Annotated in this window: 15 protein-coding genes; all 15 read left to right on the top strand. The window is 36.7% G+C overall.

Annotation, left to right across the window (positions count from 1 at the left end):
- Positions 1-346 precede the first annotated feature (346 nt).
- On the top strand, positions 347-847 hold the full coding sequence (locus NTHER_RS15295) for a DUF2062 domain-containing protein (protein ID WP_012448491.1): 501 nt from the start codon (positions 347-349) through the stop codon (positions 845-847).
- A gap of 508 nt (positions 848-1,355) precedes the next feature.
- The gene (gene ltrA, locus NTHER_RS10525) at positions 1,356-2,783 is read left to right on the top strand and encodes a group II intron reverse transcriptase/maturase (protein WP_012446632.1); all 1,428 of its coding nucleotides are present in this window, start codon (positions 1,356-1,358) and stop codon (positions 2,781-2,783) included.
- A 180-nt stretch (positions 2,784-2,963) separates the two neighbouring features.
- Positions 2,964-3,995: a pyridoxal-phosphate dependent enzyme gene (locus NTHER_RS10520; RefSeq protein WP_012448490.1), complete on the top strand. Its 1,032-nt coding sequence runs from the start codon at positions 2,964-2,966 to the stop codon at positions 3,993-3,995.
- 27 nt (positions 3,996-4,022) lie between these two features.
- Positions 4,023-4,694: a DUF2179 domain-containing protein gene (locus NTHER_RS10515; protein ID WP_012448489.1), complete on the top strand. Its 672-nt coding sequence runs from the start codon at positions 4,023-4,025 to the stop codon at positions 4,692-4,694.
- A gap of 118 nt (positions 4,695-4,812) precedes the next feature.
- Complete coding sequence (locus tag NTHER_RS15290) at positions 4,813-5,919, top strand: polysaccharide deacetylase family protein (RefSeq protein ID WP_012448488.1); 1,107 nt, start codon at positions 4,813-4,815, stop codon at positions 5,917-5,919.
- A gap of 273 nt (positions 5,920-6,192) precedes the next feature.
- The gene (locus tag NTHER_RS10505) at positions 6,193-7,119 is read left to right on the top strand and encodes a S1 family peptidase (RefSeq protein WP_012448487.1); all 927 of its coding nucleotides are present in this window, start codon (positions 6,193-6,195) and stop codon (positions 7,117-7,119) included.
- A 156-nt stretch (positions 7,120-7,275) separates the two neighbouring features.
- The gene (locus tag NTHER_RS10500) at positions 7,276-7,806 is read left to right on the top strand and encodes an RNA polymerase sigma factor (RefSeq protein ID WP_012448486.1); all 531 of its coding nucleotides are present in this window, start codon (positions 7,276-7,278) and stop codon (positions 7,804-7,806) included.
- A 157-nt stretch (positions 7,807-7,963) separates the two neighbouring features.
- Positions 7,964-9,529 (top strand): stalk domain-containing protein, encoded by a 1,566-nt coding sequence (locus NTHER_RS10495; RefSeq protein ID WP_012448485.1) that lies wholly within the window; start codon positions 7,964-7,966, stop codon positions 9,527-9,529.
- Between the two features lie 109 nt (positions 9,530-9,638).
- Entirely contained in the window at positions 9,639-10,304 is a 666-nt protein-coding gene (locus tag NTHER_RS10490) for a hypothetical protein (protein WP_012448484.1), read from the top strand.
- A 321-nt stretch (positions 10,305-10,625) separates the two neighbouring features.
- On the top strand, positions 10,626-11,918 hold the full coding sequence (locus tag NTHER_RS10485; protein WP_012448483.1) for an HD-GYP domain-containing protein: 1,293 nt from the start codon (positions 10,626-10,628) through the stop codon (positions 11,916-11,918).
- Positions 11,918-12,481: a DUF5317 domain-containing protein gene (locus NTHER_RS10480; RefSeq protein ID WP_012448482.1), complete on the top strand. Its 564-nt coding sequence runs from the start codon at positions 11,918-11,920 to the stop codon at positions 12,479-12,481. Before NTHER_RS10485 ends, NTHER_RS10480 begins: the two co-directional genes overlap by 1 nt.
- Before the next feature lie 71 nt (positions 12,482-12,552).
- Positions 12,553-13,104, top strand: coding sequence for a choline uptake/conversion transcriptional regulator CudC (gene cudC, locus NTHER_RS10475; RefSeq protein ID WP_012448481.1), 552 nt, complete (start codon positions 12,553-12,555; stop codon positions 13,102-13,104).
- 166 nt (positions 13,105-13,270) lie between these two features.
- A complete protein-coding gene (locus NTHER_RS10470; protein ID WP_012448480.1) occupies positions 13,271-13,720 on the top strand; it encodes a 4Fe-4S dicluster domain-containing protein in 450 nt (149 codons plus the stop codon).
- Positions 13,717-15,570, top strand: coding sequence for an aldehyde ferredoxin oxidoreductase family protein (locus tag NTHER_RS10465; protein WP_012448479.1), 1,854 nt, complete (start codon positions 13,717-13,719; stop codon positions 15,568-15,570). The genes NTHER_RS10470 and NTHER_RS10465 overlap by 4 nt, the downstream gene beginning before the upstream one ends.
- 62 nt (positions 15,571-15,632) lie before the next feature.
- Positions 15,633-16,808, top strand: a complete 1,176-nt coding sequence (locus NTHER_RS10460) for an iron-containing alcohol dehydrogenase (RefSeq protein WP_012448478.1) — start codon at positions 15,633-15,635, stop codon at positions 16,806-16,808.
- The last annotated feature ends 2 nt before the right edge of the window (positions 16,809-16,810 follow it).

Below are 16,810 nucleotides of genomic sequence, written 5' to 3'. Positions count from 1 at the left end.
ACGGTTTGAATTTTAGTTTACGTTTTTTTTGTTTACCTTTATTTTTATTGTTATGCTGGTTAGTTACTGATTTGTTTTCAGGGATAAAAAACCCCCCCCCTTATTCTCATTTCTAATATACTTGATATTATTTGACCTAAAATTGCACAATAGTTTATCCTGTTTACAATGGAGCTACAGTAGTTGCTTACATTGTAACAGAATTTTGCAGCAGCTCAGCCCTGACTCAGGTAAACTTTTTGTAAACGTATTTTAAAATCCCTGGTTATATCGCAGTTCTTGTTATATCATAATAGACACATTATGAAAAGTAAAGATTTATATTAGCTTTTAGGATGTGGTGTTAATGAGGTTTCCAACTCAACATTTAAAAGATAAAATCACCAATTTAAAAGAATTAATTAAAATAAATACAACTCCTCGTAAAATTGCTTTAGCTGTTGCCATTGCAATTTTTTGGAATTTTCTTCCGGTTTTAGGTTTGGGGTCTATTTTAACTTTTATTGTTGCTAAATTATTAAAAGGTAGTGAAATAATCGCAGTGGCATTTCATTTGGGGACAGGATTTTTGATTCCGGTATTTTATGCATTGAATTATATAACTGGTAGAATACTTCTGGGTGGTAAAGAACTCGAAATTTTATCACCAATCATTGTAATGCTACACAATGTCGGGCAATTTTTAGCCCAGTGGTTTAGCTCTAGTGCAGTAAATGTATTGGTTTCTGTGACGTATGACTTTTTAGTAGGTTCAATATTTAACGCTGTAATAGCTTTTTTACTTGCATATTTAGTTACTAAGTTTTTGTGTCGGTATAGAGAACGTCATTATAATTTTTCTTCATAATATGCTAAAATCCTGTTATATTGAATCCTGTTGCATTGACTTAACTGTGGTTTTTAGGGTATTTCCCCTGGCTTACGAAAATTGTCGTAACCAGGGGTTTTATTGTGCGCCATGCATGACGATTAGCTAGGTGGTGTAAGTCCACTATGGGGGTTTGTAGTTACCAACCATTAGCCAAGAGCAAGGGTGCCCATCGTGAGGTGGGATCTGAAGGAAGCTTAAGGCAAAATTCCGACCCAAGGCACACGAACATCATCAGGCATAAGGTATGGGATGAGTTTGCAATACAAAACGAAGTCCAATCAACTACACGGACATACCAGTGTAAATGATGTGGGTACATGGAATGAAAGTTAATCGTCTTACCGTGGGAGGTCTCATGGACGTGGCAAGATGAACTTCGAACCACGGTTGAAATAAGATTTGTCATGAGAAGTCAGCAGATTCCATAGTACTTGATGAGGTCGACATCATTAAGGAAGGGATGAACCTAGGAGGAGATCAGTAAATGACTGTTACCAATAAAGGAATGAAGTGCCGCCAACTTCTGACAGGCGAAAGCTGCAAAGAAGGCTCACCGCAGAAGAATAGTGCGGAACACGAAGGATATGCGGGAGTGCACAGTTCTTTAAGGATAACTGAAAACAACATCTCCAATGCAAACTTGTCGAAGGGGAATTTGCTAGAGGAAATTTTGGATAGAGACAACATGAATAAAGCATTCAAGAAAATAAAATCCAACAAAGGCTCTCACGGGATTGATGGGATGGGAGTAGATGAACTTCTACAATATCTCAAAGAAAACGGGGACCACCTCAGGCAAAGAGTCCTGGACGGTAAATACCGCCCTAATCCCGTCAGAAGGGTAGAGATACCTAAAGAAGATGGGAAGAAAAGAAAATTAGGCATACCTACAGTGGTAGACAGGGTAATCCAACAAGCAATAGCCCAAGTACTATCTCCAATATATGAGGAGCAATTCTCAGATAACAGCTATGGTTTTCGCCCTGGACGCAGTACTCATGATGCAATTAAGAAAAGTCAACAAAACATAAATGAAGGATACAAATATGTAGTAGATATGGACTTGGAGAAATACTTTGACACAGTAAACCAGAGCAAATTGATAGAAGTGCTATCTAAGACAATAAAAGACGGTCGAGTAATATCTCTTATCAACAAATATCTAAGAGCAGGAGTAATGATCAAACACACCTATAAGGATACAGAAGTTGGCGTGCCCCAGGGCGGGCCTCTTAGCCCTATCCTCAGTAACATAATGCTCCACGAATTGGATAAAGAACTTGAGAAAAGGGGGCACGAATTCGTCCGCTATGCGGACGACCTGCTAATCTTTTGTAAAAGCAGAAGAAGTGCCGGACGCACCTTGAAGAACATACTACCCTTCATCGAAAATAAACTATTTCTCAAAGTAAATAAAGATAAAACTGTAGTTGCCTATGTAGGAAAGGTAAGATTTCTTGGGTTTGGCTTTTACAGACATAAAGGAAAAGCCAGATTAAGAGTTCATCTTAAATCAGTTACAAAGATGAGAACGAGAATAAAAGAACTCACATCTAGAAGTTATGGAATAAGCAACGAAGCCAGAGCAAAGAAACTTAGCCGATACATTATGGGTTGGGTTAACTACTTTAAACCAGCTGATATGAAGAATCTGTTAATAAATACTGACAGTTGGATGAGAAGGCGTATTCGCATGATTTACTGGAAACAATGGAAGAAAGTGAGAACAAAATTTAAAATGCTCAAGTTCTTTGGAGCCAATAAATACAAAGCATGGGAATATGCAAACACAAGAAAGGGCTACTGGAGAATTTCCAATAGCCCCGTCTTATCCAAATCCCTTGGAAATGATGTAATCAAAGGATTTGGTTTCCTATTCTTTTCGGAATATTATCGACAAGTTAAAGCGTAAACTAGGAACCGCCGTGTACCGAACGGTTTGCTCGGTGGTGTGAGAGGTCGGTAGATAAAATAATTATCTACCTCCTACTCGATTTTGTTGTTTTTAAATTATAGTGGATAGAGAAAGAATTTAAATTAACGAACTTTTGAATTATGTATTATCATAAACTTTGCTAAGGGGAGAATAGCTATGAATTTTCTTTGTCAAAATTGCGGTAAAATGTATGAAATAACTAGTTTAAATTACACTTGTTCTTGTGGGGGTTTGTTTGACTTTCAAGGGACTTTTATTGGTGAAATGAAAGAAATGGTTTCTCTGGGGGAACCAGTAACTCCCATAATAACTAAGTCTTTTAATAATTATCCCTTGAAACTAAAACTTGATCACTTAATGCCTACTGGTTCATTTAAAGATCGAGGGGCTAAGGTACTTATAAGTGCATTGAAAAAGTTGGGTATAGAGGAAGTAGTAGAAGACTCGTCAGGTAATGCGGGAGCTGCTATTGCGGCTTACTGTGCTGCTGCCGGGATTGATTGCCAAATTTATGTTCCTGAGTCTGCTTCGGGCAGCAAATTAAAGCAAATTCAGGCCTATGGTGCTGAGGTAGTTAAAGTACCTGGGGATAGAGATGATACGTCAAGGGCAGTAAAAAAAGCATGTAAAAACAATTATTATGCATCGCATATATATAATCCTTTATTTTTTGAAGGGACTAAAACAATAGCCCATGAAATTTATCAGCAAATAGGTATACCAAAAACAATGGTGATTCCTGCAGGAAATGGTACTTTATTGCTTGGTGTATATAAAGGATTTTATGAATTAGGGAATCTTCCTAAAATTATTGCTGTACAAAGTGAACGTTGTGCCCCATTAACTCAAGAAAGCGATGATACAACTGTTTCAGCTAGTTCGAATCCGACAGGTGACACTATAGCCAAGGGAATTGCGGCTAAAAACCCACCAAGAAAACTGGAGATGCTTAAGGCTATTTCAGATAGTAGGGGGCAAGTACTCACTGTATCTGAAGATGAGATAAAATCCTCTAGACAAGCTCTCTGGAATAAGGGTATTTTTGTTGAAACAACAGCTGCCGTTGCAGTGGCTGGTGCTATAAAGTTATTTGATGCAACTTCATCTTTTGAAAGTACTGGCACTTTAAAAACTGATATGCAAGATGTATTGGTGCCATTAACTGGTACTGGATTAAAAGAGTTTTAATTATTAATTTGTTTGGAAGGTGATAATATGACCATGATTATAATTATATTAATAATAAATATAGTTTACGTATCCTTTTTAACTATTCGGATGTTATTCACTTTGAAAGGACAGCGATATCTAGCAGCATTGCTAAGTTCAGTGGAAGTATTTGTTTATATACTTGGATTAGGATTAGTCCTTGAAAATTTAGATCAAATTCAAAATTTAATTGCCTATGCCGTTGGTTTTGCCTTAGGGGTGTTAGTCGGAACTAAGATAGAAGAAAAACTTGCTCTTGGTTACGTAACTGTGAAGGTCATCAGTAAGCAAGTCAAATACCCCTTTGCTGATTTACTGCGTGAAAAAGGATTTGGAGTTACTTCATGGGTCGGTAAAGGAATGGAAGGCGAACGACAGGTGATGGAAATTCTAACATCACGCAAAGATCAGAAGGATCTATACAATTATGTTATTGCCATGGATCCCAGTGCTTTTATAATAAGTTATGAGCCGCAACATTTTCATGGTGGTTTCTGGGTTTCAAGCTTGAAAAAATACGCTAAAAAACGAGGTGAGCAGGTCGAACACCTACATGAAGAAAACTTGCCTGGAGTTAATGAAGAAGAGGTGGAAGAAATTAAAGATGAGATCCCTGATGAACCAGTAGAGGAAAAGCGAGAAGATAATAAATTACAGAATGATGATAACAGAAAATAAATATGGAATAACTTAACACGGTCGAACTAGTTGTAACCCTACCCTTTCCGTGCTATAGTATTGATAGCAATATTGAAAGTAATATATATAACAGTATATAACGGAAAGGGGTAAATAAATGAAAGGGCACAACCTAATTTTACTTGTCATAATAGCTTTATTGCTTTTACCTACTACAATTTTTGCAGAAGAAACACAATTAGAAGTTCAAGAAAAGGAAATTGAAGAAGCTGAGGAAGAGTATCTGCAAGTTTACAGGGTTGAATCAGGGGATAATTTGTATTCACTGGCTAGTGAATTTGAAACCAGTATTGACGAATTAATCTCACTAAATCCTATCGAGAAGCCAGATCATCTGTTAGAAGGTCAAGTGATGGTGGTTCCAGGCAGAGTGACAGAAGAATATACCATTGAGTCAGGGGATACATTGTCTCAAATAGCTGAGGATTATGAAGTTGATATGGACATGCTTGCGGAGTATAATAATTTAAAAGACGAAGACATATTAATTTCCGGACAAACCTTAGAAATCCCTTTAACTCACCCTTCTTATGAAATGAATGATGGTTATAGTAACTGGTATCCCCAAAATAACTGGGAAAACTTGTATAACTTCGGTGAAGAAGCGGATAAACAGATTGCACTAACCTTCGATGATGGTCCAGACGATTATTATACAGATGAAGTTTTGGATATTTTAGATGAATACCAAATCCCCAGTACCTTTTATTTTGTTGGGAACCAAATTGAAAATTATCCTGAAGTAGTAGAGCGCACTGACTCTGAGGGACATGAAATAGGCAACCATTCTTGGGACCATTCAAACTTCTTAGATTTAGAATCAGAAGAAATTGAAGAACAAGTTCTTAAAACAGAAGAAGCTATCAAAGAAATTACTGGCAACCGGACAGCAACTTTCCGCCCACCTTATGGAGCCTTAGATACTCAAGGGATAGCCCAATTGGCAGAAATGGATTACAACGTGATTAATTGGTCAGTAGATTCTTGGGACTGGTTAGACAAGCATCCAGATTTATTTCATATTAATGTATTACCAAATGTAGATAGTGGTTCGATTATTTTAATGCATTCATATTCAAGCGGAGAAGATGATAATCGAGACCATTTGTTAGAAGCATTGCCGGAGCTAATAGAAACTCTAAAATCACAGGGATATGAATTTGTGACAGTAAGTGAATTATTAAATGTTAATTCCTATAAGTAAGTTAGATTAACAAGTTTAAATCAATTGAAGTTGAAGAGACTGTCCTAGTATCTTACGAGTTAACCAGGACAGTCTTTTTTGTTAACTAAAATAGTAAAATAGTAACTCTATAATCTTATGAAAATTTTTAAAACTGCTTGGTTTTCCAGGATAAATATTATATTATGATGAATAAGAATAATAGACTTTTAGTATTAAGCTGAGTTTAAACTTGAATGTTGATTATTGAAAAAAATAAAGCACCTTTATTAGAGTGTTTGGCAGGTGGCTAAAATGAAGAATTGGAACCAAAACAAAAATAGAAATGAAAAAGAATTCGAATATAAGGAGAATAATCATTTAGATAGGGATGAAGAGTTTGAAAATGAAGAATTAGAAGATGAAGAATTTTATTTTCCTGAAGAATACTGGGACTTTGAATTTGATGAAGAAGACGATGAGGACTGGACTGAGTTTGATGAAAGAAAAAGCAAGATTCGAAAAATATTTACAGCGGCTGTGTTAGTGATGTTTGTTATTACAGCTATGACCGGAGTATTTAATGTTTTAGCTAATTTTCCTATTGATGCGTATTTAGAATCTTTGGATTTGAGAGATAACCCCCAAGTAAAAGAACTGAAAAAAAGTGTTGTTATGGTATCAGGACATGGAGAAGCCCAAAAAAACTCTATTTCTACAAGACAGGCGGGCTCTGGTTTTAATATTGATCCTTCGGGTAAAATACTGACTAATCGTCATGTTGTTGAAGACGCTACTAATATTTCCGTGAATTTCAGAGAAGAAGAAAAGGGATTTCCTGTTGAGGAATGGCACGGTGCTCCTTACCCAAATATCGATATGGCTATTTTAGAAATTCAGGGAGAAAATTTACCCTATGTTGAGCTTAAGGATGATCCGATCGCATCTTTAGACAAAGGTCAAGATGTTTTGATTATTGGTAATCCCAGGGGGATAGGGAGCCTGGCTGTAGAAGGTGAACTCATGAAAATTCACGAACTTTCCGGGACACCTCATAGTATTTTAGAAATAGATGCCCATATTCATCCTGGACATAGTGGTAGCCCTGTATTTGATGCAGAAGGTGAAGTAGTGGGAATTATATACGCTTCGCGTGAAACAAATGATGGTAAACAAGTAGGTTTAGCAGTTTCTTTAAAAGACGTGAAAGATCTAGAAAAATTTAAGGATAGAGGGGAATAATTGTAACTTTATCCTTATTTTGTGCTATAATAATACTAACAATAGAAAAAGGGGAGTTTTATCTAATTACTTACCTTATAGTCCCGATTTCTAGGGACTTTTTATTTTTAGTGGAATATTTTGATATTATAAATCAAGAAAGAGGTGTTACATAATATGGCTTTTACAATTCAAGAAAGTGAGTTTGAGAAAATATTTGCTTATCTGAGGCCAAAAATCTATAGATTTTTTTACTATAAAATGCACAATCATGATGAAGCGGAAGAATTGACACAAGAAACATTTAGAAAAGTTTGGGGTCGACTAGATCACTTAAAACTTACCCCCGATCAAATTACTAGTTACATTTATACTACGGCGAGAAACACTTTGTATGATTTTTGGAGAAAACGAAAAATATCGACAGTGGGTTTAGATGAGATCGCTAATGTTGTTGCAAAAGATAATCCCGAACAACTAGCTCTAATTGAAGAAGAAAATGAGATGATCAAACGTGCTTTAGGAGTTTTGCCTGAGGAACAAAGACTTGTAATAGAATTGAGGTTCGTTGAGGGGTTAACCACAAAAGAAACCGCAATTCAATTGTTAAAATCTCCAGGATCTGTCAGAAGTTTACAACATCGAGCCATTAAAAATTTAAAAAATATTATTACTAGAAATCAAGCAGAAAACCCACTACATAACTAAAGAAGTATGTTAAAGAAATGAATCAAAAGGTAAAAGTTCTCTTTTTTGCTTAAATCTTGCTACTAATATGATATCATAGAAATAAATAATTACCCTAAAAATAACGAAACCTTTATGGACTTTCCCTTTCCCTTTATTAAAATTGGAGGTGTAATACATGTTTAATCAAACACTAACTACAAATAGGATTGCTAAAATTGTTGTTTTAGGTTTATTTTTCTTATGTTTTTTATTACCGAAGGTGGGTATGACGCATTCTTCGGACCATGAACTGAATATTTATTTAGATCAAGAACTAGTGGAATTTGATGTATCACCAATTATTCGAGATGGTAGGACTTTGGTACCTTTTAGAAAATTAGCGGAAAGTTTAGATGTGACAGTTGATTGGAATAGCGAAACAGAAACAATAACAGCGTATTCTGAGGAAAAAAACCTGGTAATGCAAATTGACTCTGATGAAGTGATATTGAACGGACATAGAGACACTTTAGAAGTGCCCCCTCAAATCACAAGTGGTCGTACCCTGATTCCACTTAGATTTTTTAGTGAAACCTTTGGTGTTCAGGTAGAATATAAGCAAGGTGAAATAAGGATGACTTCAACAAAACCGGAGCCCGATGAATTAACTATAGATGGTACTTTATCAGCTTTTTATGCCCATGGCTATGGAGAAAGGTCTAGTTGGGAAGAGCTTTTCGGTGCAGCATATCCTCAAAAAAGTGAAGACTCTAGGGTGAATCTTTTCTCAAATATCCATCTGGGTTGGTTTGAAGTTTCTGATAAAGGACATTTAGTCACTGATGGTAAAGAGCATGGTTTTAGAAGACCAGCTGGTTATCAAGATGTGATCGAAAATTTATCTCAAGAAAATGTCCACGGAAACTTAACTGTCTTTGGTCGTCAAGGAGAAAATGGTGTCGAACAAGTGCTTCTTGACGAAAGTAAGAGAGAACTACTGATAAGTGATATTATAGAAGAACTTAAAGAAGATGGTTATTCTGGTGTTAACTTAGATATAGAAGAACTAGGTAAAAGTCAAGATCAGGAACAGAACGAAGCTATCAAATCGGCATACATAGATTTTGTAACTGAAATAGATGAACAATTATCCGAAGAAAAACAGTTGATATTAACAGTTCCTCCTGCAAACAGTTTTTACAGAGGTTATGATTATGAACAGTTAGGTGATATTGCCGACAAGATGGTTGTAATGGCCTACGATTATCATGATAGAAATTTACCTAGTGCAACAGCACCAATAAATAAGGTGGAAGAAGGAATTCAACAATTAGTAGAATTAGTTGATTCAGATAAGATTGTTCTGGGAGTTCGTCTTCCTGCAGTTAGATATAGGGAAGTAGAAAGCAGCAATGGTGATCAAGTAGAACAAGACTCAGATTTAGTTGAAGAAGAAAAAGAACGAGAAATAACTAGCAAATGGATGATTTCACACCCTTATTTGGATTCCGTATACGACTTTAAAGAGGAAAAAGGAATAGATAAACAATGGGACGAGCAATCTGCTGTGAATTATTTGAGCTTTACTGATGAAAAAGGTTTAAAAAATTATATATATATGGAAAGTGAACGCAGTTTGATGAAAAAATGGGAATTAGTCGATAAATATCAGTTACGAGGCGCTTCCCTCTGGAGACTTGGCGTTATTCCAGAGTTTGTTTATGAACAAATCGATGAAATATTTTCCAAAAAAATTAATTAATTAAGAAGGATTTTATTGAAAAAGAAAGAAAAATGTTTATATATAGAGAGTAACATATGTCGAAGATTACATTTGATATCAATGATTATTAATTAATAGGGTGATGCCAGTGTCTGACCATAGTAACATTTCAGAAAATTTAACCTCTCAAAATTTGACTGATTTGATTCAAAAAGTAGAAAGTGTGTTGGATGCCAAGGTTACTTTGGACGAGCAAAACTTTATTCAGGAAATATATGTACTAGCAGATAAAAGCAGGGGTGCGAAACAAATTGTTAGAGATATTGAAACAGCGGCAGCAGTAGAATTTGACATAGAATTAGACCACAGGAAAATAAGTGTAGTTCAATTAAGTGATAAAGAGGAGTTTATCGATAAAAATAGTGAAAATAGGTTAATTTTACATAATTTAGTGATGGAGTATAATGGCCGAAAATGTAGAATTTCAGTAGAATTAAGTGATGATAACAATAAATATCATGGAGACTCTGAAGGACCGGGATCTGAAAAAAATCAAAACAGATTAGTAGCCCAGGCAACACTAAAAGCCATTGAATGTAATGATGGTTTTGATTCCATATTTTCATTAGTACTTGAAGAAGTATCTTTGTTTGATTTCGCAGGTGAAAAAGTGGCTCTAGTAGCAGTGTCCTTAGTCCGATCTACTTCGGAAGAATTTTTAGTAGGGTCTTCCCTTGTGAGGAAAGATGATAAGGAAGCAGTAGCTAGAGCTACTTTAGATGCTGTTAATAGAAGATTAAAGTATTTAAAATAACATTACTTATAGGTTTGTCATTTTCATAGATGTATTAAATATTAGGGTGTAACAGGGACCCGGTAGCCGCCCATTAATTTTATTCACTTGGTTTACTTGTGAAACTGTTTTATGGAAAATTTAAAGAGCGAAGCGGTCTCCCGTCACTATAGCGGACCTGGCGGAGTCCTTCCAAGAAGGAGTTGAGACCCATGAATAAAGTGGTACTTATTTTAGTAACATTGTTAGGCGTTGTTTTAGCAGGAGGCGCTAGTTTCACTTGGGGTGGCGGCGGTTAATTTAAAATAAATCTGGGTCCCTGTTAATAATAGAGGTGATAAAATGTCTACAAAATTAAAAATACTAATAAGCGTTGTTATTTTATCCGGGTTTACTGTATTGCTATATAGTATTAGTGAAACGATAAGCATGTTATCTTGGTCTATAGTTGTATTTATGGCATTTATAATACTTTCTGAAGAATTAGCGGTACCCCTTCCTAAAGAAGGAGCTGGTTACGTTTCTGTTAGTTTTGCTGTGATATTAGCAAGTGTGCTGATCTTTGGGCCTTTTACAGGGGCATGGATCGCTTGTCTAGGCATGATTTCACGTAAACAATTCAAGTTACCTATTCATGTTTCTTTATATAATCTATGTCAAATATCTTTAGCGGCTTTTCTGGCAGGTAAAGTATTTAAATTGATTGGAGGAAACTTTGGGCAAATTATTCTTCCTGAAGAATTGTTACCCGTTATTCTTGCTTCAATGGTTTATTTCCTTGTGAATACAATTCTGGTAACTTTGGCAATAGCTTTTTATAAAGAATCTTCTATATGGGAAGCTTGGCGAGTAAACTTCCGTTGGGCTATACCTAACTACTTAACTCTGGCTCCTTTGGGTGTTTTAATTGTTTTTGTTTATCAAGAAATTGGAATTGCAGGCTTAGTATTGTTGTTCCTATCTTTATTAGTAGCCCGCCACTCATTTTCCCTGTATATCAAGATGCGGCAGGCTTATCTATCAACTATAAAAACGTTAAGTCAGACTCTAGATGCCAAGGACTCCTACACTGGGGGGCACTGTCTTAGAGTAGCGGAACTGGTGAAAGATATGGGAAAAGAAATGGAATTAAATGCGGATAAATTAGAGAGCTTGGAATACGTTGCTATACTACATGATATAGGAAAGATTGGGATTTCTGAGTCAATTTTAAATAAACCTTCCTCATTAACTTCCGAAGAATTTGAAAAGATCAAAGAACATCCAGTTATTGGGCAAAAAATCATTGAAGATGTGGAATTTTTAGCCGATTACTCCCATGTTATTCGACATCATCATGAAAGATTTGATGGACAAGGTTATCCTGACGGAATACAGGGGGATGAGATTTCGCAGGAAGCTAGAATAGTGGCTGTAGCCGACGCTTTTGATGCTATGACTACTGAACGGAGTTATCGAAACTCTTTAAGTACTATGAATGCCATTAAAGAACTAGACCGTAATAGTGGTAAACAATTCGATCCTGCAGTAGTTGATGCTTTGAAGAAGGTGTTGATCAAACGAGGGGAAATAACCGAAATGGAGTTAAAAAAACTATATCAAACTGATACTTCTCAAAAAGCCGAGGTGTTTTGATGTTATTTGAAGCGGTAGTACTACCTATAATATTAGGGTTTATTCGTGGTGGCTCTATCCGTAACCTTGAAAAAATAACCATAAAGGGGTTGCCCTTATTATTTTTACCTTTATTAATCCGCTTTGTCACCTATAATTACTCTCAAGGTGGAGTGGATTTTTTTATTAATTACGGTGGTTATTTACAATCTCTTGCTTTCATCATATTGATCGGATTTTTTATTATGAACCGCCATATAAGAGAATTGAAATTGGTTTTCATTGGGGTATTATTAAATAGTTTGGTTATTTTTTTAAATGGTGGAGCCATGCCTGTTTCGGAACAAGCTCTTCAGTTTACAGATGTTACTGAAACCCCTGTAGGTACTCATACTTTCATAACTCAGGAGACTGTCCTTCCGTTTTTAGGTGATATTATACCTATCCCATCACCTTATCCTTTTAGTAAAGTTATAAGTATAGGGGATATAATCATAGTAATTGGAATTTTTCTACTAATTTATAGGAATATGTTCCCGGGAAAATCCTTTTCAAGAGCTCCTAGTACACTTGATATTGATTGAAAATTATGTAACAATATAAGTCATACAGGACATACTGTATAGCAATAATCCTTAAAAGAAGGTGAATATAAATGAGTGGAAAAGAGCAGCAAAATGGAAATGATTCCTTTGAGAAACTTCAAGAATTGAGATCGGAAATCAGTGTCGCTATGGCTCAAACCATGGACCTATATGGAGTTCCCCCTTCTATTGGGAGATTATATGCCATACTTTATTTCAGTGATGAACCAAAGACTTTAGATGAACTGAGAGATATGATGGGTATGAGTAAAACCAGTATGAGCACTGGTGTCAGACGCTTAGAAAAAAATAAGATGGTGAAAAAAGTATGGAAAAAAGGGGTTCGCAAGCATTTATACGAAGGAGAAACAGATTTTTTTAATACCTTTCTTAACTTCTTCATTCCTATGTGGAAGAGAGAAATTGAAGTAAACATGGAAGCCATTAAAAAAGTTGAGCCGGAACTAAAAGAAATGGCTGAAAGTAGTGATGGAGAAGTCAGTAAAGAGGCGGAAAAAGACTTGAAAAAGTTAGAAGAAGCAAAGCAATATTATATATGGCTTAATAAATTGGCCAGAAGTATAGAATCGGGAGAGATATTCGACTTTATTCCCAAAGAATAGTATATTTCGGTAAAATTAAGAGCACAGAAGAGAAAATCGAAGAAGTAACTACGTCATAAAATCTCAAGGCCTTTTAATGCAATTGTCAAAAGGCCTTTTTTTATATACAATGTATTCAGTCTGTTCAGTAAAAACTTTATAAAAATAATAAAAAGGGTGACTTAATATGGCTATCCGAAAATTAATTGCAAGTTTCGATCTTTGTACCGGTTGTGAAATCTGTACATTGGTCTGTTCCAGGCGATTGGCCGGAGGTTATAATCCACGTTTTGCCCGGCTACGTCTTGAATCAAAAATGGATGCTTTAGTATCAGATCCGATAGTCTGTAATCAATGTGACAATGCATTCTGTGAAAAAGTATGTCCCGTATCAGCTATAAAACGGGAAAACGGAATCCCTGTCGTCGTACAAGATGAATGTATCGGATGCGGCCAATGCCAAAAGTATTGCCCTCGAGATGTAATTGTGATGATGGACAAAAAAGCTTCCAAATGTGATCTCTGTGGTGGAGACCCCCTTTGTGTCAAAAATTGTCCCACAGGGGCGTTAACCTATTGTGATCATGGAGACTGTGATCATGGAGAGTCTGGAGAAAAAAGGGGTGAAGTTAAATGAAACTCCGTAACTTAGGTGCAATGAATCAGATTTTGCATGTAGATTTAAGCAACAATAAATCCTGGACTGAAGAAATTTCCGAGGACATTAAAGAGTTGTTTGTCGGTGGCAAGGGACTCGCCACTTGGTTATTATACCGTGAAACGCGAAACCATGAGCGTGTAGATCCCTATGGAGAAGAAAATCCAGTAATCTTTGCGGGTGGTCCGTTAACTGGCACTGATGCTCCTGCCATGCGAGGAGTTGTTGTGTCAACATCTCCTTTAACTGGGGGATATGTAGACTCTTACTATGGTGGTAATTTGGCCCAGGAAATCAAGTATGCGGGGTATGACGCCCTCGTTCTAAAAGGTAAAGCTGATAAACCTGTCATGATAACAATAGAAGATGATAAAGTTGAAATATTACCCGCTGAGAAATACTGGGGTTTAGATACTTTTGAAACTAATCATCAGATAAAAGCTGATATGAATGATAAAACCTTAAAAATTGCTACCATTGGCCAAGCTGGTGAAAATTTAATTCCTTATGCCTTGGTATCGTGTGAGTACAATCGTCATGCTGGACGTGGCGGCATAGGAGCTGTCATGGGAAGTAAACAGCTAAAGGCCTTTTCCATAAAAGGTACCAATACTGTAAAAATTCATGATCTGGAGAGGTTCGATCAAGCAATTGCTAAAGCCAGAAAAGAATTAGAACAGTCCGAAGAGATAGAAGAACTCACTGAAGCAGGAACTGCAGCAGCTTTGTGGTTTGCCCATAGTGAGGGATTATTACCGGTCAAAAACTACCAACAGGGTACTTTTAATCCCGATGGATTGGCTCATCAAGCTCAAAGCGAAAAAATTTGGCTCAGAGATGAAGGTTGTGCTTCATGTCCAATCAGATGCAGCAAAGTTGGTGTGATTAAGGATGGTAAGCGACGAGGAACTGTTTCAGACATAGTTGAATATGAGACTGCAGCTTTAATGGGTACGAACTTGGGGATCTCAGATATTAGAGAAGTAGCTTATTTAGTATATCTATGCGATGCCTTAGGAATCGATGGCATGTCTGGTGGTTCTACTATAGGGTTTGCTATGGAATGTTTTGAAGAAGGCATCTTAAAACCAGAAGACTGCGATGGTATAGATATGTCCTTTGGTGATTCAGAAAGTGCTGAAAGAGTTTTGAAGGACATTGCCAATAAGAAGGGATATCTAGGTAATTTACTGGCAAAAGGCACTAAAAAAGCTGCCGAAGAGCTAGGTACCAATGCTCAGGCAAGGGCTTCACATGTAAAAGGTATGGATATACCAGCATGGGGTCCGAGAGGAGTACCCGGAATGGGTCTGGCTTATATGACGGCTGACCGTGGAGCTTGCCATCAACGTGCCTTCCCCATTGATTACGAAGTTGGCGGTGCTGAATTTAATGGCAAGACTTTTGAAAGATTAGAAGTCCATGGTAAAGCAGAAACTGTAGCTAATGATCAAAATTTCATTGCGGCATTGGACACTTTTGTTAAGTGTGATTTCGGTACCTTTGGTATTTCAGAGGAATCGTACCGTGAATTGTTTGAAGCCGCTACGGGTGAAGAGTTTAGTCAAGATCGTTTATATCAACTGGGTGAAAGAATTTGGAATGTTAGCAGACTCTTTAACTTAAAACAAGGATTAACTAAAAAACACGAAAAACTACCTAAAAGATTTTACGAACCATTGCCTGATGGCCCGGCAAAAGGTCACAAATTCACCCAAGAAGATGAAAAAATTATGCTTCAAGAGTACTACTATCATAGAGGATGGGATGAAGAAGGCCGTCCTACAGAGGAGAAGTTAGCCCAACTGGGCTTAAAAGATAAACTTTAAAATTAAACTTCAAAAACTAATTTGAAGTTTCTAAATTAAATTTAATCAGGAGGGATTTTATTATGTTGAGATTTGAACAGATGCAGGAAAATGAGTTTGTATTGCCTACTAAAACTAAGCACGGATTAGGAATTATCAAGGAAATTGCCAATGAGTTAAAGGAACTTAACGTAAGTAAGCCAATTATTGTAGCTGATAAGGGAGTTATTGATGCAGGACTTATCAAACCTATTGAAGAGTCATTAAATGAAGCAGGTATCCCCTATGCAGTTTATGATGGGGTAGAAGCAGATCCAGATTTGGAAATAGTAGCCAATGGTACTAAAGCATATAAAAAAGAGAATTGCGATGGTATGATTGCTGTTGGTGGGGGAAGCTCCATGGATACTGCAAAGGCTATGGGACTAGAAATTTCTCATGATGGCCCTGTTGTAGAATATGAAGCCGCTGAGGGTAAGAAACCAATGACTAAAAGAATACCACCATTGGTGACTGTTCCTACGACTGCAGGAACCGGAAGTGAAGTTACCCTATGGGCTGTAATAAAAGACCCTGAGAGAGAATTTAAATTTAATACTGGTGGACCATTGATTACGGCTCATTTAGCATTGATTGATCCTGAATTACATGTTACAATGCCCCCATCTATTACAGCAGGAACAGGAATGGATGCACTTTGTCATGCTATAGAATGCTATACTTGCCACTATTCTCAACCAACTACTGATGCAGCAGCACTTTTAGCCATTGAGTACGCAGGTAAATATCTCCGACGAGCAGTAGGTAATGGTCAAGATATAGAAGCTCGTTATGGTATGGCTATGTCAGCTATGTTAGCAGGTATATCATACGGAGGCGATAGTGCTGGAGCAGTTCATGCCATGACTCAAACACTAGGAGGAATTATCTCTGTACCTCATGGTCAGGCAGTAGCAGCTACCTTAGCTCCTGCAATGGAGTATAACTGGATTGGAGCACCTCATAAGTTTGCGCGCATTGCCAATGCTCTAGGTGTAGATACTCACGGTATGGACTTACATGAAGCTGCTAGGGCTTCTGTTGAGGCAGTGTATCAGCTATCTGAAGACATTGATGTGCCGACTTTAGGCGATTTAGGTGTATCAGAAGACATGATTCCTAGGCTTGCTAAAGAAGCTTATTATGATCCACAAACAGTTGGAAATCCAAGAGATATCGATGTAAAAGGATATGAAGAAATTTATCGTTCATGCTTCTAAAT

It is taken from the genome of Natranaerobius thermophilus JW/NM-WN-LF (assembly GCF_000020005.1).
Lineage (GTDB): Bacteria > Bacillota > Natranaerobiia > Natranaerobiales > Natranaerobiaceae > Natranaerobius > Natranaerobius thermophilus.
This window is presented reverse-complemented; position numbering and strand designations above follow the sequence as displayed.